Source organism: Paenibacillus sp. FSL R7-0163 (assembly GCF_037969975.1).
Taxonomy (GTDB): Bacteria; Bacillota; Bacilli; order Paenibacillales; family Paenibacillaceae; genus Paenibacillus_AQ; species Paenibacillus_AQ odorifer.
This window is the reverse complement of sequence record NZ_CP150224.1, coordinates 2,015,952-2,034,741: the sequence shown is the minus strand read 5'-3', so window position 1 is coordinate 2,034,741 and position 18,790 is coordinate 2,015,952. Positions and strand designations below refer to the sequence as shown.

The 18,790-nt window shown below is 45.2% G+C and carries 15 protein-coding genes; all 15 read right to left on the bottom strand.

Annotation, left to right across the window (positions count from 1 at the left end):
- Window positions 1–28: 28 nt before the first annotated feature.
- The 15 genes from NST45_RS09065 to NST45_RS08995 all read right to left on the bottom strand — a co-directional run bounded on the left by NST45_RS09065 (window position 29) and on the right by NST45_RS08995 (window position 18,786).
- Window positions 29–976 carry a bifunctional riboflavin kinase/FAD synthetase gene (locus NST45_RS09065; RefSeq protein WP_038571921.1) on the bottom strand — a complete coding sequence of 316 codons (948 nt, stop codon included), beginning with the start codon at window positions 974–976 and terminating at the stop codon, window positions 29–31.
- A 37-nt stretch (window positions 977–1,013) separates the two neighbouring features.
- Window positions 1,014–1,928: a tRNA pseudouridine(55) synthase TruB gene (truB, locus tag NST45_RS09060; RefSeq protein ID WP_076140993.1), complete on the bottom strand. Its 915-nt coding sequence runs from the start codon at window positions 1,926–1,928 to the stop codon at window positions 1,014–1,016.
- Window positions 1,925–2,902 (bottom strand): bifunctional oligoribonuclease/PAP phosphatase NrnA, encoded by a 978-nt coding sequence (locus NST45_RS09055; RefSeq protein WP_038571927.1) that lies wholly within the window; start codon window positions 2,900–2,902, stop codon window positions 1,925–1,927. Before NST45_RS09055 ends, truB begins: the two co-directional genes overlap by 4 nt.
- 72 nt (window positions 2,903–2,974) lie before the next feature.
- A complete protein-coding gene (gene rbfA / locus NST45_RS09050) occupies window positions 2,975–3,322 on the bottom strand; it encodes a 30S ribosome-binding factor RbfA (RefSeq protein WP_036688461.1) in 348 nt (115 codons plus the stop codon).
- A gap of 18 nt (window positions 3,323–3,340) precedes the next feature.
- Window positions 3,341–6,001 carry a translation initiation factor IF-2 gene (gene infB / locus NST45_RS09045; protein ID WP_076143852.1) on the bottom strand — a complete coding sequence of 887 codons (2,661 nt, stop codon included), beginning with the start codon at window positions 5,999–6,001 and terminating at the stop codon, window positions 3,341–3,343.
- Window positions 5,994–6,317 (bottom strand): YlxQ family RNA-binding protein, encoded by a 324-nt coding sequence (locus NST45_RS09040; RefSeq protein WP_036688466.1) that lies wholly within the window; start codon window positions 6,315–6,317, stop codon window positions 5,994–5,996. Before NST45_RS09040 ends, infB begins: the two co-directional genes overlap by 8 nt.
- Window positions 6,310–6,618, bottom strand: coding sequence for a YlxR family protein (locus NST45_RS09035; protein ID WP_036688467.1), 309 nt, complete (start codon window positions 6,616–6,618; stop codon window positions 6,310–6,312). Before NST45_RS09035 ends, NST45_RS09040 begins: the two co-directional genes overlap by 8 nt.
- Before the next feature lie 28 nt (window positions 6,619–6,646).
- Window positions 6,647–7,744, bottom strand: a complete 1,098-nt coding sequence (gene nusA / locus NST45_RS09030; RefSeq protein ID WP_036688470.1) for a transcription termination factor NusA — start codon at window positions 7,742–7,744, stop codon at window positions 6,647–6,649.
- Between the two features lie 26 nt (window positions 7,745–7,770).
- Window positions 7,771–8,238 carry a ribosome maturation factor RimP gene (gene rimP, locus NST45_RS09025; protein ID WP_076127842.1) on the bottom strand — a complete coding sequence of 156 codons (468 nt, stop codon included), beginning with the start codon at window positions 8,236–8,238 and terminating at the stop codon, window positions 7,771–7,773.
- A gap of 199 nt (window positions 8,239–8,437) precedes the next feature.
- Entirely contained in the window at window positions 8,438–12,766 is a 4,329-nt protein-coding gene (locus NST45_RS09020; protein WP_076100393.1) for a PolC-type DNA polymerase III, read from the bottom strand.
- Between the two features lie 269 nt (window positions 12,767–13,035).
- Complete coding sequence (gene proS, locus NST45_RS09015) at window positions 13,036–14,484, bottom strand: proline--tRNA ligase (protein ID WP_036688477.1); 1,449 nt, start codon at window positions 14,482–14,484, stop codon at window positions 13,036–13,038.
- A gap of 25 nt (window positions 14,485–14,509) precedes the next feature.
- Window positions 14,510–15,784: an RIP metalloprotease RseP gene (gene rseP / locus NST45_RS09010; protein WP_036688480.1), complete on the bottom strand. Its 1,275-nt coding sequence runs from the start codon at window positions 15,782–15,784 to the stop codon at window positions 14,510–14,512.
- Window positions 15,785–16,031: 247 nt separating this feature from the next.
- Window positions 16,032–17,171, bottom strand: a complete 1,140-nt coding sequence (locus NST45_RS09005) for a 1-deoxy-D-xylulose-5-phosphate reductoisomerase (RefSeq protein WP_036688483.1) — start codon at window positions 17,169–17,171, stop codon at window positions 16,032–16,034.
- Between the two features lie 23 nt (window positions 17,172–17,194).
- Window positions 17,195–17,998 carry a phosphatidate cytidylyltransferase gene (locus tag NST45_RS09000; protein WP_076100390.1) on the bottom strand — a complete coding sequence of 268 codons (804 nt, stop codon included), beginning with the start codon at window positions 17,996–17,998 and terminating at the stop codon, window positions 17,195–17,197.
- A gap of 20 nt (window positions 17,999–18,018) precedes the next feature.
- A complete protein-coding gene (locus NST45_RS08995; protein WP_036688488.1) occupies window positions 18,019–18,786 on the bottom strand; it encodes an isoprenyl transferase in 768 nt (255 codons plus the stop codon).
- Window positions 18,787–18,790 lie beyond the last annotated feature (4 nt).

The window sequence follows — 18,790 nt, the reverse complement described above, 5'->3', positions numbered from 1 at the left end:
ACAAAAGTAAACGGCTTGTCCGGGATGACTATAAATTATACTCCAGAATCTTCTTCGCGGTTTCTGCATCCTCGCCAATCTGAGTAATCAATGCCCCAATGGAGTCAAACTTCCGTTCTGGACGAATGTAAGATACCAATTCTACCTTAAGCTCTTGATCATACAGGTCACCCTCGAAGTCAAACAGATGTACCTCAAAGCTCGGAGTCAACACACCCTCATGAAAGGTTGGTTTAACGCCCACATTCATAACCCCGTACAGAACTTTATCCTTATAAAAGACTCGAACCGCATATACACCTTTGGTCGGAATGACAAAATGATCACTGAGCTTCAAATTGGCAGTTGGAAAACCAATTGTGCGGCCTCTCTTCTCACCATGCCCCACTTCACCACGCAGATGATAGCAACGTCCGAACCAGGAGTTTGCCAGTCCCAGATCTCCATTTTGGAGACTTTTGCGAATGCCGGAGCTGCTAACCTTTTCGCCTTCAAGCAGAAAAGGAGGAGCAACTTCCACATTCATAACACCTTCACCCAGCTTACGAAGCATCTCAACATCGCCTTCACCTTGGTAGCCAAAGCGAAAGTCAAAGCCAACAACTGCAGTTACAATATGTAGCGGCAAAAGCATAACAGAGACAAAATTCTGTGGACTAACCCGGGAAAGCTGCTCATTAAATTCAATAACATACAGGATATCTACACCCATGCTGGCAAGAATCTCTTGCTTTTCAAAGGGTGGCGTCAAGTACCCTTCATAATCCCCCTTACCCATAACATCTTTGGGATGAGGATGAAATGTAAGGACTGCAGCCGGCACACCTTGTTTACGGGCTAAGGCCACAGCGGATGTAATGACACTGGCATGTCCACGATGCAGGCCGTCAAACTGCCCTAGAGCAGCCACTTGAGGTTGTGCCCATTCGGCAGCAGTCTCCGGCGACATCGGATAGGTTAACGTTACGGTTCTCACGCTGTTTCTCACCTACAATTCACTTGGTAAAATTGATTTAAGCTTGTGCAAACACTTTTACTGGGGCAATAGCACCTGTCTCTTCCAGCTCATAAATGCCAAGAAACAATCCCTGAAGATCGTATAGCCGAATTTGACCTGCTGTCTTCACTTCTGGAGCAATGAACCGCGAAGACAAACGTTGACCCTGCAGTGCTGCCTTCTTCTTCTCATCCATAACGGTATGCTTAGGCAAATGCGAAATTGCCTCATCAGCAGCGATTAAATGATCTTCTAATGTTCCGGCTTCCTTGTGCGCGGCAATATCCTCAAGGGATAAACAATGGCTGGCAGAAATTCCTGCCGACATTGTTCTCTCCAGCTTCACCATTACACCCGGCAGTCCAAGCGCACGACCGATATCAACACAAAGTGTTCGAATATACGTGCCTTTGGAGCATAATACCCGGAAAGTGATGTCGGGATGATTACCTTCCCAAGTCATATCCGTCATTTCGATTTCATAAATCTCTACTTCACGACTTTTTCGTTCAACGGTCTTGCCTTCTCTAGCCAATTCATAAAGACGTTTGCCATCCACTTTCACCGCAGAGTACATGGGAGGAACCTGAGAAATTACACCTTTGAAAGAGGCAAGCACTGCAAGAATCTCTTCCTCAGATACATGAACCTCATCTACAGTTTCCGTAATGGTTCCAGTTAAGTCTTCAGTATCACTGGACATCCCCAGTCTCAGTGTTGCCACATATTCTTTGGGCAGCTCCTGAATATACTCCACAACGCGAGTCGCACGTCCCAGACAAAGCGGCAATACACCAGTCACTTGGGGATCTAGTGTCCCCGTATGACCAATCCGTTTCATGCCGAGAATACGGCGTGCCTTGGCTACAACATCATGTGAAGTGAAGCCTGCCGGTTTATAAACCGCCAGAACACCTTCTAATTCACTCATAAATGACGTCTTACCTCCTCAAGCACCTGAGTTATTGCCTCTTCAAGCGTAGCTTCTATACGCGCACCTGCAGCACGGGTATGACCGCCGCCGCCAAACGTTTGCGCCAATGCAGCCACGTCTACTTTACCGGCAGAACGTAGGCTAACCTTGACCGCATGTTCATGAATAACTTTAAAAAGAATGCCTACTTCCACGCCCCGTATATTACGAGGGTAGTTTACGATTCCTTCCAAATCTTCATTAGCAGCAGCACATTCGATCATATGCTCGGGTGTAACATATAGCCAGGCAATATCCCCTTCAGGAGATAATTCCAGCGTATTTAAGGCTTTATTTAATATTTTAACCTGTGGCAGCGTCATTTCTTCAAGCAATGTCTCAGCGAGTTCAGGACCGTTAACTCCAAGGGATAATAGCTCAGATACAGCTGCCATTACTTTTGGTGATGTGTTGGTATAACGAAAACCACCGGTATCTGTTAACAGACCCGTATATATAGCTGTGGCGATATCAATATCCCATTCGATCTCGAATGTCTTCAGCAGGTCGAACAATATTTCCGCTGTCGCAGCTGCATCCGGTTTGATTAAATTAACGAATCCATAACCGTTATTTGTTGGATGGTGATCAATGTTCAGGATAAGAGCCTCATTCGCAAAATAGCGGTTTGTCAGCCCTACTCGCTGAAAATCCGCACAATCCACACAGATGACGTTGCTGTATTGACGGGGCGGTTCACTAGAGGCCATATTGATGATTTCATCCGAATGCCATAGGTATTCCATTCGCTTCGGGATCGGTCCTTCATTCAGCATAGTGTACTTTTTGCCCAGACATGAGAGAAGCCAGCCCACCGCAAGGGTGGAGCTGACTGCATCTCCGTCCGGCTGAACATGCGACACTACAAGGTAATCGTCGTGTTCCAGCAGAAACTCACGGGTCTGCTGGAGACTTTGTTCATAGCTCTGCATTCGCCGTCTCCTTTTTAAAGGTTGTTCAAAATAGCATAACGCTATTTTGAACCCCACTTTAATCACTTATTTCTAATCGTTCTTATGAAGCTCTCCAAGAAGCTTCTCAATATGACTGCCATAAGCGACAGATTCGTCGATCTTGAAGATCAGCTCCGGTGTATGCCGAAGGCGAATGGCCTTGCCAAGCTCTGAGCGAAGAAAACCATTGGCTTTCTCAATCGCTTTAAGCGAGTCTGCCTTCTGCTCTTCATCCCCGAACACGCTTAAGTATACCTTGGCTTGCGATAGATCGTTAGTCACATCTACGCCAGTTACAGTTACAAAACCGATTCGAGGGTCTTTCAGACCGCTTTGGATAAGTTGACTAAGCTCTTTCTTGATCTGCTCGCCCACTCGTCCTGCTCTAATTTTAGACATCTATATTCACCTCTTCGCTTAGCGCTCTACAGTTTCCATAAGAAACGCTTCGATAATGTCGCCCTCTTGGACGTCATTATAGCGTTCCAAAGTTATGCCACATTCATAACCTTGCGCCACTTCTTTGGCATCATCTTTGAAACGTTTCAAAGTATCAACCTTACCTGTGAACACTACGATTCCGCTACGGATCAAGCGCATTTCAGCATTACGGGTAATTTTACCAGAAGTAACCATACATCCTGCAATGGTACCCACTTTGCTGATTTTGAACACGCTGCGAACTTCAGCGTGACCGATAACATTCTCTTTATAGATAGGATCGAGCATACCTTTCATGGCACTTTCGATTTCTTCAATTACGTTGTAGATAATGTTGTGCAGACGAACATCTACTTTTTCTTGCTCAGCAGCTGCTTTGGTCTGTGCGTCTGGACGAACGTTAAAGCCGATAACGATAGCATTAGATGCTGCTGCAAGCGTAATATCGGATTCAGTAATCGCACCAGCACCGCTGTGAATGATCTTCACGCGTACGCCTTCCACTTCGATCTTAGCCAAGGATCCTTTAAGCGCCTCGACTGAACCTTGTACGTCAGCTTTGATAATCACGTTAAGGTCTTTGATCTCGCCATCTTTAATGTGCTGGAACAGATCATCCAAAGTTACACGGGTGTTCGTATTCAGCTCAGATTGACGTTGGGAAGTGGAACGTCTATCAGCAATCGCACGGGCTTTACGCTCGTCTTCGAATGCCATAAACGGATCGCCAGCTTGTGGCACCTCAGTCAAACCAGTAATTTCTACTGGAGTAGATGGTCCAGCTTCTTTAATCTTACGACCTTTATCATTGACCATCGCACGTACACGTCCGAAGCAGTTACCTGCTACAAAGGCATCGCCGACTTTCAACGTACCGTTCTGAACGAGTATACGAGCAACTGGTCCACGGGATTTATCAAGCTCAGCTTCTATAACAGTACCGCGTGCCCGTTTGTCAGGGTTCGCTTTGTACTCATTAACTTCAGCTACGAGCAGGATCATTTCCAGCAGTTCTTCCAAGTTAATACGTTGTTTCGCAGAGAGGTTAACGAAGATGGTATCTCCACCCCACTCTTCAGGAACAAGTTCATAACTTGTAAGCTCTTGCTTCACCTTATCAGGATCTGCGCCCGGCTTGTCGATTTTATTAACAGCGACAATAATCGGAAGTCCAGCAGCCTTAGCGTGTGCAATAGCTTCAACGGTCTGAGGCATAACACCGTCATCAGCAGCAACTACGATAATTGTCATATCCGTAACCTGTGCACCACGAGCACGCATAGCAGTAAATGCTTCGTGACCAGGTGTATCAAGGAACGTGATTTTCTTTTGATTGATTTCGACTTGATAAGCACCGATGTGCTGAGTGATTCCGCCGGCTTCGCCTAGAGTCACATTTGTCGAACGAATAGCATCAAGCAGTGTAGTTTTACCATGGTCAACGTGACCCATAATAGTAACTACTGGAGGACGAGTCTGAAGATCCTCTTCATTGTCATTCTCTTCCACTGTTTCGAAGCTGTCCTCATCAACAGGAATCTTCACTTCTACTTCTACGCCAAATTCAGCAGCGAGTAGCAAAATGGTGTCGATATCAAGTTCTTGGTTGATGGTAGCCATAACACCCATTGAAATCAGCTTTTTGATTACTTCAGAAGCATCCTTGTGAAGCAATTTCGCTGTTTCACCAACGGTCATGCTGCCACGAACGATGATTTTCTTAGGTGTGTTATCGATCTTCTCGCGGTGTACCATTGGCTGGTTCTTGCCACGACCATTCTTACCACCACGACCGCGGTAGTTACCACCTTTACCATCATCAAAACGTCTTTGATTATTATTTGGTCTGCCACCAGTTGTGTTCTTTTTAGGACCTCTGTCATCACCGCGTGTGAAACCTCCGCCTGTGCCAGATTGACCTTGTGGACGGCTGTCAGTGCGTGGTGCACTGTTTTGTCCTTGCGGACGGCTGCCACTTGTGTTGCTTCCTTGTGGACGGCTTCCACCGGTGTTGCTGCCTTGTGGGCGGCTACCACCAGTATTGCTGCCTTGCGGACGGCTGCCACCGGTATTGCTACCTTGTGGACGGTTGCCGCCAGTATTACTGCCTTGCGGACGGCTGCCACCGGTATTGCTACCTTGTGGGCGATTGCCGCCGGTAGTGCTGCTTTGCGGGCGGCTGCTACTAGTACTGTTAGTACTGTTAGTACGTGGAGCACCGCTTTGTTGCGGACGTGCATTCTGCGTTGAACCTGTTTGTGTTCTGCGGGAATCTTGTCCGCTTTGGGGCCTTGGGGACGTCGTCGATTGGTTGTTGTTTTGGTTACTGTTCATACCTACCTGCTTTTCCTGTTGATTTTTGTTGGCATTCTGAGCACTTTGAGGTTCGGCTGTTACCGCACCGGTTGTTACCGGCCGGCTGCTGGTGCCGGTATCCCGCTTGGCTGCAGCGTTTGATTTGATATCCTTAAAGAACTGTTCAACTTTGTTCACGGATCCATTCTCCATGACACTCATATGATTATTCACGGGGACATTCAAACGCTTCAGAATAGTAATAATTTCTTTACTGCTCATGTTTAGTGACTTTGCGTATTCGTACACGCGCAATTTATCTTTGTTCTCTTCTTTAGTCAATAAATCCACCTCCGACAGTATCTCCGAGTTGCTTGGAGATCATTTCCGCGAATCCTTTATCCGTAATGGCCAGTACTACACGCTGGTCTTTACCAATACTTGCACCGAGTTCATCCCGGTGAAATGCGATTACTAGTGGAATATCGTAAGTTCCGCATTTATCACGGAACTTTTTTTGGGTATTATCTGAAGCGTCACCTGCCAGAACGACCAGCTTCGCCTCTGAAGACCGTACAGCTTTGAGTACAGCCTCGTCACCGGTGACTATCTTGCCTGCTCTCATGGCAAGCCCTAAATAAGAAAGCGCCTTACTCATTATCCTCACTATCCTTTGCTGCTAGAAACTGCTCTTCCACGGATGTAAACTCCCGGGCTAGCTGGGCGTAGATTTCAGGACTCACTTGACATTTCAATGCACGGTCAAGTGCTTTGTTCTTTTGTGCCAGCTGAAAGCATTCAAGCTTGCCGCATATGTAAGCACCACGGCCTGACTTCTTACCCGTCAGATCAATCAGCACTTCACCTTCAGGCGTTCTTACCACACGAATCAGCTCTTTTTTAGGCATCATCTCTTGGGTAGCAACGCATTTACGCAGCGGCACCTTTTTTTGTTTCATACCAAACGCCTCCCGTCAAGCAGGTTAATTAATCTATGGAGACGGAATCCTGATGCATTTCATCAATAGAAGATTTCGGTCTGCCGTATTCCTGCTCCGCTTGAGTTTCACTCTTGATATCAATCTTCCAGCCGGTAAGTTTAGCGGCAAGACGTGCATTTTGCCCTTTAATACCGATAGCCAGTGATAATTGATAGTCAGGAACGATAACTCTCGCCATCTTCTCCGCTTCAAAGACTTGAACTTCAAGAACCTTGGAAGGGCTTAGTGCATTCGCAACATATTCCTGCACCAGATCAGAATAACGGACGATATCGATCTTCTCACCGCGAAGCTCAGTAACGATGGTCTGAACGCGTGTGCCTCTTGGACCTACGCAAGAACCAACGGGATCTACTTCTGGATTGCGGGAATACACAGCAATCTTCGAGCGGAAGCCAGCTTCACGAGCTACAGAACGAATCTCAACTACACCGTCAAATATTTCAGGAACTTCAAGCTCGAACAGACGCTTCAGTAATCCAGGATGACTGCGGGAGAGCATAATCTGCGGACCTTTTGTTGTATTCTCAACTTTTGTGATATAAGCCTTGATGCGTTCGCTTTGTTTGAACTTTTCACCTGGCATCAATTCGCTAAGCGGAAGAACCGCTTCGATTTTACCAAGATCAATGTATATGTTCCGCATATCTTGACGTTGAACTAGTCCAGTAACGATATCATCTTCTTTGTCGATAAAAGCATTATAGATAAGTCCACGCTCTGCTTCGCGAATCCGTTGAGTTACAACCTGCTTAGCAGTCTGTGCGGCAATACGTCCAAAATCACGCGGTGTCACTTCAAGCTCAGCGATATCTTCCAGCTGGAAATGCGGGTTAATTTCTCTGGCTGCCGGCAATGAGATTTCAGTCCTTGTATCCAGGACCTCCTCAACAATTAACTTGCGGGCAAACACTTTAATGACACCTGTATTGCGATTCATGTCAACACGCACGTTCTGTGCTGCATTGAAATTACGTTTATAACTAGAGATCAGCGCCGCTTCAATCGCTTCAAACAGCACATCTTTACTGATGCCTCTCTCCCTCTCCAGCTCATTCATTGCTTCAATAAACTCCATACTCATGAATTTCCGGCCCCCCTTTCAAGACGTTAAAAAATAATGGCCAATCTCGCACTTGCGACCTTGGCGTACGGTACTACATGTTCTTTTTTGCCCGCGGAGATGAGCAGTTCCTCGTTCTCGAACGAGAGCAAACGACCTTCAAATTCTTTGAGTCCTTGAATCGGCTCATAAACAGTCACATACACGTCCTTACCTACCGCTTTAGCTACATCCGCAGCTTTTTTGAGAGGACGCTCTGCTCCCGGCGAGGAAACCTCAAGGAAATATGCCTCAGGAATAGGATCATTCTCATCTAACTTCTGACTGAAATATTCGCTAATGATCCCGCAGTCATCAATATCAATGCCGCCTTCTTTATCTACGAATATACGCAGAAACCAATTGGAGCCTTCCTTCACGTATTCAACGTCCACCAGTTCGAAACCATTGTCGTCGAGATAGGGCCCGAGCATCTGCTCTACCGTTTGTTTAATTTTAGATTTGGGTGTGCTCAAAAGAAAATTACCTCCACGAACTTGTCTTTTGCTATATACCAAAGATAAAGAGTGGGTTTCCCCACTCTTTACACAACGGACTTATCTCATTATTACCAAAGAAATTATACCATAGGGAAACTGGACTGACAAGTGCTAGCCCTTGACTCCCCCTTTGGAGCACTCTTTTCTAGCCATGAAATAAGTGTTGTTAAAGCCTTTAAAATAGGGAAAGTTGATTGCTTTCCGGTAAGCCGCGGAAGCAGCCCATGCCAGTCAGCAGCTCAATAACCGTCTTACTTGCCTTTGATTTCTGCTGGAAATCTTCAATAGACAGGAACTCTCCAGCATCTTTCGCAGCAGCTATGTTGATAGCAGCATTCTCACCAATTCCCGCTAATGCGGAAAACGGAGGAATCAAACTCTTGTCATCAACAATAAACTTATTCGCTTCTGAGCGGTAAAGATCAATGTTTTTGAATGTAAACCCACGTGCCGTCATCTCCAAAGCCATCTCAAGGACAGGCAACATAGCCTTTTCCTTAGGCAAAGCCTGAAATCCTTTTTGCTCGATTTCTACGATCTGACGGTTGATGGCTTCATACCCCTTACAGCACAATTCAATATCAAAATCTGCTGCACGTACAGAGAAATAAGTCGCATAATATTCAATAGGATGATACAGCTTGAAGTAGGCGGTACGTACTGCAGAAATTACGTATGCAGCAGCATGCGCCTTCGGGAACATGTATTGAATCTTCAGACAAGAATCAATATACCATTGTGGGACCTTGCACTTTTTCATTTCCTCGATCCATTCGTCAGACAAACCTTTACCTTTACGAACACTCTCGGTAATTTTAAAGGCCAAGCTCGCATCCATTCCCGCTTTATAAATTAAGAAGAGCATGATGTCATCACGACAACCGATAACGGTCTTAATGTTACACGTGTTATTCTTTATAAGCTCTTGAGCGTTACCAAGCCAAACTCCAGTACCATGAGACAAACCTGATATTTGCAGTAAGTCAGCAAAGCTGGACGGTTTCGACTCAATAAGCATTTGACGTACGAACTTGGTCCCCATTTCGGGCACACCATAGGTCGCAACCGGTGATCTGATTTCGTCAGGTCTCACTCCAAGTGCATCTGTAGAGTTAAACATGCTCATAACTTTCGGATCATTCATCGGGATAGAAGTTGGATCCACACCTGTCAAATCCTGAAGCATCCGCATCATCGTCGGATCATCATGACCCAGAATATCAAGCTTCAGCAAATTCGCGTCAAAGGCGTGATAATCAAAGTGCGTGGTCTTCCATTCAGCATTGACATCATCCGCCGGGAATTGTACTGGCGTAATATCTTCTACCTCCATATAGTCTGGAACAACGACTATACCACCCGGATGCTGTCCCGTACTACGTTTAACACCTGTACAGCCAGCCGCCAGACGGCCAACTTCAGCTCCACGCCAACGTTTCTGGTGAAGTTCTTCGTATTTTTTTGCAAATCCGAAGGCTGTCTTCTCAGCTACGGTACCAATCGTTCCGGCACGGAATACATTTTTCTCACCAAACATTTCTTTGGTAAAGTTATGTGCATTCGGCTGATATTCCCCTGAGAAGTTCAAGTCGATATCGGGAACTTTATCCCCTTTAAATCCAAGGAAGGTCTCGAACGGAATATCCTGGCCTTCACCTTTGAGCTTCTGACCGCAATCCGGACAGACTTTATCTGGTAAATCGAATCCGCTCCGCACACTACCGTCCAGGAACCATTCACTATGGCGACACTCGGGATCTAGGCAAATATAATGCGCAGGCAACGGATTAACTTCTGAAATCCCAAGAAATGTAGCGACTACAGAAGAACCTACGGAACCCCGCGAGCCTACGAGATACCCATCCTGATTTGATTTTTTTACGAGACGTTCAGAAATCAAATAGTTGGCAGAGAACCCGTATTTAATAATCGGTGCAAGCTCTTTCTCCAAACGGGCAATAACTACTTCAGGCAGCTCTTCACCGTAAATGGATTTGGCTGTATTGTAGCAGGTCTCGCGAATTTCTTCGTCCGCCCCGTCAATAATTGGTGTAAATAGCTTATCTGGAAATAGCTCCAGTTCTTCAAAACGCTCCGCCAGCTCAACTGTATTTGTGACAACGACTTCCATCGCTTTTTCAGCACCGAGAAATTCGAATTCAGACAGCATTTCATCCGTTGTGCGGAAGTGTGCATCCGGTTTGCGTTGGTCTTTAAGCGGACTAAAGCCTGTGATCCCATTAATCGTAATATCACGATACAGCTTGTCCCGGGGTTCAAGATAATGCACATTCCCCGTTGCGATAACAGGTTTATTTAACTGTTCCCCTATTTCGCAAACCTTGCGGACTACATCGCGAAGCTCATCAGGGCCTGCTACAAAACCCTTGTCCACCAAGTGCATGTACATGGTCAATGGCTGAATCTCCAGCACATCATAAAAATGAGCAACCTCCATGGCTTCCTCAGTCGTTTTGTTGAGTACTGCTTCAAAAAACTCTCCACGTTCACAACCGGAAATCACTAGCAGTCCATCTCTATGCTCTTCCAGCTTGGATTTTGGAATACAAGGTACACGTTTGAAATATTCCGTATGTGACATGGAAATGAGCTTATAAAGATTTTTTTTGCCTATTTGATTAAGTGCATAAATATTACAGTGGAACGGTCTTGTGTTCGAAAGATCATTACCCACATAATCGTTTAGTCGATCAAGGCGGGTCATGCCCTTCATCTTTTCAGCATCTGCGAGCAATCCTGTTAATATACCGCCGAGTGCTATGGTATCATCAATCGCACGGTGATGGCTTTCCAGAAGAACTTTATATTTATCGGCTAATGTGTTCAGCCTGTGATTCTTCATGCTTGGATATAGTAAGCGAGCGAGCTCAAGCGTATCAAGAGATGGATTCGGAAGATCAGGTTCACCTATTTTACGTAACGAGGCCTGAATAAAACCCATATCAAACCTGGCGTTATGAGCTACAAGGATACTGTCACCCACAAATTCAACAAACTTACGCAGTACTGGTTCAAGATCAGGAGCATCTTTTACCATTTCATCCGTAATATTGGTCAATTGCTGAATATGATAAGGGATTTTCTCATGCGGATTAACAAAAGTAGAATAACGGTCTACTTCTTTGCCTTCGCACATTTTAATGGCCGCCAGCTCCGTAATATTATTGCGGGTAATCGATAAACCCGTGGTTTCTATATCAAACACTACATAGGTAGCTGTCTTCAAGTCCAAAGGCTGAGCATTCTCGACAATATTCACAGAGTCATTCACAACATTAGCTTCCACACCATAAATCATTTTTATCTTATGCTTATGAGCTGCATGGTTTGCATCAGGAAAAGCCTGAACGCCACCATGATCAGAAATAGCAATCGCAGGATGACCCCACTGGGCAGCTGTTTTGACATAGGTAGTGATCGGAGTGACCGCATCCATCGTACTCATCGTAGTGTGAAGGTGGAATTCCACCCGTTTCTTAGGAGCAGTATCTTTACGTGCAGGCGGTGCCTTAACTTCCGTTAAATCCGAAGGGATCATCACGAGCTCAGGAATCTGCATAAAACGGTCATATTCTACTTTTCCGCGTGCTCTTACCCATTTGCCATTAGCTAGCTGACTCATAACCTTCAGATCATCTTTAGTCTTCGCGAACATCTTCATTTGTAGAGAATCCGTAAAATCGGTCAGACTGAAAGTGAACAAGGTACTGCCATTGCGAAGCTCCTTACGATCCAGACCAAAAATGGTACCCTGAATTGTAATTTTCTTCTCTTCATCTTGAATTTCAAGAATCGGCACAGCCTGTTCCTTAATTTCATACCCCACTTGAAGCTTAATTACTTCATTAGGATCGCTATCATCAGCAGGAGCTTCTGTTTCCACAGCAGTCATCATCTGCTCAACAATCTCGCGTTGTTCTTGCTGAAGCTTTTGCTGAAATTCTTCGAATGCTTCAACATTATTATTTTCGTTCTCCGCCATTAGTAATTTAACTTTTAAGGAGAGACCGAAATACTTATCATAAAATTTAATAATTGCTCCATCGATGCCTTTTTTGCGAGCCAGCTCCATCGAAGTGGAATCACTCATCGTTAACATTAAAGTATCCTCTTTAAGCTCCTGTGAGGAGCGGGTCAGCCAGCCGTTTACCGATGGAATCTCCCGATGCACCCACTCCAGAAACAGTCCCCAATATTCTTGGACAAGCTCCGCTCTACTAACCTTCTCATCATATAGGAACAAAAAGCTTACTTTAGCTATATGCTGTAGCTTCTCCCGCATTCTAAGGCTAAATGTCCGATATACCTGTGCTGGAACCAGACTTTCTTTCGTAATAACGATTTGCCAGTCCCGGTTGCCGCGACTGATCTCAACACGTTCTATATACCCGTCTAAAAAGTAGGGATCCATGATTGCAGGCGGAATTTCACCCTGCTTCATCAAGAGCTCGAACCTTTTTCTTCTCTCCTGGTTTTGTTCCATGCTTTCCTCCCACCTTTAATAACCCAGTTAAAACTATCCATGATATACAGTGAAAGTACAATATGATAAGAAGAAACGATGTTGTCGCCTTTTAAAGACGATAACTGTTTCTCGTAAAAATATAAGGATAATTTATAGCGAATTCCTATAAATTCTTATATTTTAAAAAGCTTCTGGTTTCAAAAAGCATTGGGTTCTTACGGCCCGCCGACTCCTCTCTCCAGAAGCTAAATTAAAATACTACAAGACTGTTGATCGGTGCCTAAAGATTAATATGCCTTTGCAAAAACCACAGTATGCTTGGCTGGTTGGCCACAGCAAATGCAGACTTGCTTAGTCTCCGCTGGATCAAAAGGAATATTGCGGCTACCCGCACCTGTCTCTTCCTTAACTTTGGACTCGCATTCTTCGGAACCACACCATCCAGCTAGAGCAAATCCACGTTTTTCATCCATCGAAGCCTTCATTTCCTCCAAGGAATCCACAGAATAGAAGTGGTCCTCGCGGAATTTCAGGGCACGTTCGAACATTTCGTTGTGAACCTGTTCAAGCATTGTTTGAACCTCTTCTACGAGGTTTTCCTGTTGAATAACCTTCTTCTCACCGGTGACACGTGAGACGAGAACGCAGACGCCATTCTCCATGTCGCGTGGTCCAAGCTCCAAACGTACTGGCACTCCACGCATTTCATATTCATTAAACTTCCAGCCTGGAGTAACATCTGAACGATCATCCACACGTACACGAACGCCAGCATTCTTCAATTCCTTGAACAGCTCGTCCGTCCGCCCAATCACAGCTTCGCGGGTCTTAGGAGGTCCGATAGGAATCATAATAACTTGCGTTGGAGCTACCTTAGGCGGCAGAACAAGACCGCGGTCATCTCCATGTACCATAATCAAGGAGCCAATCAAGCGAGTGGTTGAGCCCCATGAAGTAGTGTGTACATACTCCAAATTATTGTCACGGCTTAAATATTGAATCTCAAAAGCTGTGGCAAACTTGGTGCCGAGGTAATGTGAAGTAGCAGCCTGAACAGCGCGTCCATCCTTCATCATCGCTTCAATAGAATACGTATCTACCGCACCGGCAAAACGCTCGGAAGGTGTCTTTTGTCCAGTAATAACCGGAATGGCAAGATAGGTCTCGACAAAATCACGGTAGTTATCCAGCATCCGCATAGTTTCTTCACGAGCTTCCGCTTCATTCTCATGCGCGGTATGCCCTTCTTGCCAAAGAAACTCAGTCGTGCGGATAAATGGTAATGTACGTTTCTCCCAACGAACCACGTTCGCCCATTGATTGATAAGTACAGGAAGGTCACGATAAGATTGAATCCATTTAGAGTACATGTGGCCGAACATGGTCTCTGAAGTAGGACGAACTGCGAGACGTTCCTCAAGTACGTCACCACCCGCTTCTGTTACCCATGGCAGCTCTGGATTAAAGCCTTCAATATGATCCTTTTCCTTCTGAAAGAAACTCTCTGGAATGAACACTGGAAAATAAGCGTTTCGATGCCCAGTTTCCTTGAGGCGACGGTTCATTTCCTCCTGAATATGCTCCCATATTTCATAGCCTTCTGGCTTAAATACAATACAGCCACGAACAGGAGAGTAATCCATCAAGTCTCCTTTTTTAATAACATCAATATACCAGCGTGAGAAATCCTCGCTTTGCGGCGTGATTTCCGTAACGAATTGTTTATCTTTAGCCATGTAATGGAATGCCTCCCGAAGAAAATTAGCCGCTGATCAAACGTAAAATATCATTATACGTAACAGCAATCATTAATAAAAATAGCAGTGCAAAACCTACAAAGTGAACCATGCCTTCATGACCCGGATCCACAGGTTTGCCACGCAGTGCCTCAACACCTAGGAATGCCAGACGGCTTCCATCGAGTGCCGGTATCGGCAAGAGGTTAAATATCCCCAGATATAGACTCAAAATAGCGGCCCAGTATGTAAGATACTGAATACCTTGTTGAGCAATTTGACCGGTTACCTCAAACGTACGAACCGGACCTCCAATATCATCCATATTGAATTTATTGATCAATTGTTTAAAGCCCAAAAAGATAGCTTCTGTCGTATCGACCATAGCTTTTCCTGAACCTGTTATCGTCTCGCCAAAACCAGCTTTACGAGTAGGTAGCTCAGGAGTGATGCCTATTTTACCGCCTTCTTGTCCTTCCATACTACGAGGAACTAGCTTAACGTTAAGGGTTTCTTCTCCCCGTTGCAGCGTCCAGTTCATTTCTTTACCTTTGGACTCCGAGGTCAAGCTAATCATTTTTTGGTAATCAGCACCGATTTTCTCACCATTGATGGAGACAATGATGTCGCCCTTTTGGAGTCCTGCTTCTTGCGCCGGCATTCCTTCGGAGACGTCGCCAATCTTAACAAAAGTAGGATTTTCAACTTGAATCCCGACCATTTGCAAATGAATGGCGAAGAGTACAAAAGCTAACAGAAAGTTCATCACAGGACCCGCAACGATAGCCAACGCACGCTGACCCACGGTCTTGCTGCCGAATTGACGATCTTTAGGTGCAATTTGTGTCTGTTGCGTCCCTTTAATCATCATCGCTTGCGGATGGACATCATAAGTAGTAACTTCTCCGTCCACATCTAAGGTAATCTGCAATTTATCTTCGAGATCGGTACTCAGCGCCTCACCACGGATAACATTTCTACGGGTATCTAGTGCATCCAGATAAATGTTTTTAACTTTATTGTCTTGTCCGAGCCTTACCGCAATGGTCTGTCCAGAACCAATCTCGACAATCTCAGGATCTTCACCAGCCATGCGGGCATAACCGCCAAAAGGCAGTAAGCGAAGAGTGAACTGAGTCTCATTCCGTTTATAAGAAAACAGTTTCGGACCGAAACCGATAGCAAATTCCCTCACGAGAATACCGGCGCGTTTGGCAAAATAATAGTGACCCCATTCGTGTACAGTCACAAGTACAAAAAACATGAGCACCGTTAAAAAAACGACCTGAACCATTTCCAAACGTATCATCCCCCTTTAGGTGTAAGACCGAAGTATGTCCTCTTAATTTATCATTATTCTCCGATCAGGCACAAGAGAATCAACTGTCCCAACCTATTTTTAGGGCAAAGTAAGTATTTCCAGTCAAGCAATAACGCCATCAGTGTTCCTTAAGGAGACGGTACGCGTTTACGCGAGAAATATAAGGATAATGTATAAAGTGAAACTTATACTTTCTTATATTTTTAAAAGGAGATCTTTCTACGTTCTACAGCGTAGCTGCCAGCTCTCGAACACGTCTATCACAGGATTCAATTTGTTCCAGATTCGGATTATGCTCGTTATTATGACAATCTAGCACTTCTCCGATAATCTCCTCAATACGCAGGAACGAGATCTCATGACTTAAGAATCGAGCAACTGCTATTTCGTTCGCAGCGTTGAAAGCAGTAGTCGCCGTTCCACCAGCTTTTCCGCAATCTATCGCTAGCTTCAGTGCAGGGTAACGTTCAAAGTCCATTTCACGGAAGGTCAAACGTCCTATCTCAGCTAACGACAAACGCTGTGCCGGAGATTCCCAACGATCTGGATAAGTAAGTGCATATTGAATCGGGACACGCATATCGGGATTGCCAAGCTGGGCAATAATACTGCTGTCACGGAATTCAACATAAGAGTGAATGATGCTCTCCGGGTGAAGCAGCACATTCACTTGTTCATACGGAAGACCGAATAACCAATGCGCTTCAATAACCTCTAAGCCCTTGTTCACCATTGTAGCAGAATCTATCGTTATTTTCGCGCCCATGCTCCAATTCGGATGACGAAGCGCATCTTCTACCGTCACATCCTTAAGCTGATCACGCGTAAAGTCACGGAATGAGCCGCCGGATGCTGTTAAAGTGATGTAGGCAATATCTGAGATATTCTCGCCATTGAGACATTGATATATAGCTGAATGCTCACTATCAATCGGCAACAGCTTAACTCCCTTACGATTAGCAAGATCAGTGACCAAATGTCCGGCCGTTACTAATGTCTCCTTATTGGCGAGTCCAATATGTTTGCCGGCTTCAATTGCCGCTAGTGTTGATTGAAGCCCTACGCTTCCCATAACAGCCGTTACGACCATTTCGGCATCGCCGCCAGCCGCCACTTCAACAAGCCCTTCATTCCCGCTGTAAAGCTCTATACCAGAAGGTAGGCTGGATCTAATCTCATCTGCCAGCTCTTTCGTTGCCACAGAGACTCTACGCGGGTTAAAACGACGAACTTGTTCCAGTAATAATGCTGTATTTGTTCCGGCCGCCAAGCCATCTACTTCAAAAGAGTCTGGGTGCATTGCGATGACATCTAGAGTCTGAGTGCCGATCGAACCCGTCGAACCTAGAACACTTATTTTTTTCATAGTTATACTCTCTCTCCCTTCGTTTAATAGTAAGGCATAAGCATTACAATATGTACGAATGGAAATACGATAATCCAGCTGTCACATCGATCAAGAATACCGCCATGCCCTGGCAAAAGTGTACCTGAGTCTTTAATGCCATACGCACGTTTATAAGCTGACTGCACAAGATCTCCAAGCTGTCCTAATATCGCACAAGAAAGCCCAATAAGCAATGCTCGTCCTATCGCCAAGTGTTCAGGAGCAAGCAGCGCAAACACGATAGAAATAAGCATCGAGATCAGTACCCCGCCAACAGCACCTTCCACCGTTTTGTTAGGACTGATGGCCGGCCAGAGCTTGTTCTTGCCAAAGCTTCTGCCTACAAAATATGCCCCCGCATCACTGCCCCAAATGCAGAACAGGAGCAAAAAAGTCCAGAACAAACCATGTCCGTCATCCGATGCACGAGCCTCGGCCATATAAGAGAAGCCCATTCCAATGTATACAATACCAGTAAACAGCAAGGCTGTTACTCGAATATCTAATTTATTTTTAGTGAAAACGGTGACCAGAAGGAACAATAACAGCAGAATCCAAATCCCTTGCTCCCAGGACAGCGGCTCAGAAACACCAAGCAAATTCCATGGGATCATGAAGCTTAGAATAGCTGCGTAACCCAGAAAAGTAGTACCGGAAAGCGTAGGAATACCTATCATTTTGACAAATTCATAAAAACCTATAAGAGCCATAGCAATAAGCAGAACCTGATACGGCCAGTTTCCCAGTACACATAACCCTAAAAATAATACTCCGGCAACAATTCCGGTAATCAATCGCTGCTTCAAAGGTTCCATCTCCTAACAAGCTACTTCAGTCCACCATAACGGCGTGTTCGTCGTTGATATTCAGCAACGGCCTGATGCAAATGCTCTTTGTCGAACTCAGGCCAGTACACATCAGTAAACCACAATTCACTATAGGCAATCTGCCATAACATAAAATTGCTAAGCCGAATTTCTCCACTTGTTCGTATCAACAAATCAGGATCGGGTAAACCAGCAGTTAATAGTCTGTTGTTAATCAACTCTGATGTAATTTCTTCTGGCGACAATATACCAGCTTGGATATCTTTCCCTAAACTGCGCATACAGCCTTCTATTTCATTGCGTCCACCATAGTTAAGAGCAAAATTTAAGATCAATCCAGTATTCTCTTTTGTTCGAGCTACCGCCTCTTCCATAGCCTTACGGGTATATGAAGGTAAAGCGTCAGCGTCACCCATCATGCGTACTTGAACATTCTTCTCGATTAGCTCATCAAGCTCAATCGCCAGAAACTCCCCAGGCAAACGCATCAAGTAATCGACTTCTTCTTTCGGGCGTATCCAGTTTTCTGTCGAGAACGCATACATCGTTAAGTATTTAATACCTAATTCGTCTGCAGCGATCGTAGCACGTTTGACAGCCTTCATGCCGTTCTGATGACCCATAACGCGCGGTAAGCCGCGCCGTTTAGCCCAGCGTCCATTACCATCCATAATCACAGCCACATGCCGGGGAATGTTATCCGGTGAAATCTCGACTGACTGTTGCCTGTCTTTACGGCTCAGCCACGCTTGAATCCGTTTGATCATTTCC

What these genes read in the sequence shown, in the direction of transcription:
- truB (WP_076140993.1), bottom strand. Translation starts at nt 1,928, where the DNA reads ATGAGTGAATTAGAAGGTGTTCTGGCGGTTTATAAACCGGCAGGCTTC.
- NST45_RS09055 (WP_038571927.1), bottom strand. Translation starts at nt 2,902, where the DNA reads ATGCAGAGCTATGAACAAAGTCTCCAGCAGACCCGTGAGTTTCTGCTG.
- rbfA (WP_036688461.1), bottom strand. Translation starts at nt 3,322, where the DNA reads ATGTCTAAAATTAGAGCAGGACGAGTGGGCGAGCAGATCAAGAAAGAG.
- NST45_RS09040 (WP_036688466.1), bottom strand. Translation starts at nt 6,317, where the DNA reads ATGAGTAAGGCGCTTTCTTATTTAGGGCTTGCCATGAGAGCAGGCAAG.
- NST45_RS09035 (WP_036688467.1), bottom strand. Translation starts at nt 6,618, where the DNA reads ATGAAACAAAAAAAGGTGCCGCTGCGTAAATGCGTTGCTACCCAAGAG.
- nusA (WP_036688470.1), bottom strand. Translation starts at nt 7,744, where the DNA reads ATGAGTATGGAGTTTATTGAAGCAATGAATGAGCTGGAGAGGGAGAGA.
- NST45_RS09020 (WP_076100393.1), bottom strand. Translation starts at nt 12,766, where the DNA reads ATGGAACAAAACCAGGAGAGAAGAAAAAGGTTCGAGCTCTTGATGAAG.
- proS (WP_036688477.1), bottom strand. Translation starts at nt 14,484, where the DNA reads ATGGCTAAAGATAAACAATTCGTTACGGAAATCACGCCGCAAAGCGAG.
- NST45_RS09005 (WP_036688483.1), bottom strand. Translation starts at nt 17,171, where the DNA reads ATGAAAAAAATAAGTGTTCTAGGTTCGACGGGTTCGATCGGCACTCAG.
- NST45_RS08995 (WP_036688488.1), bottom strand. Translation starts at nt 18,786, where the DNA reads ATGATCAAACGGATTCAAGCGTGGCTGAGCCGTAAAGACAGGCAACAG.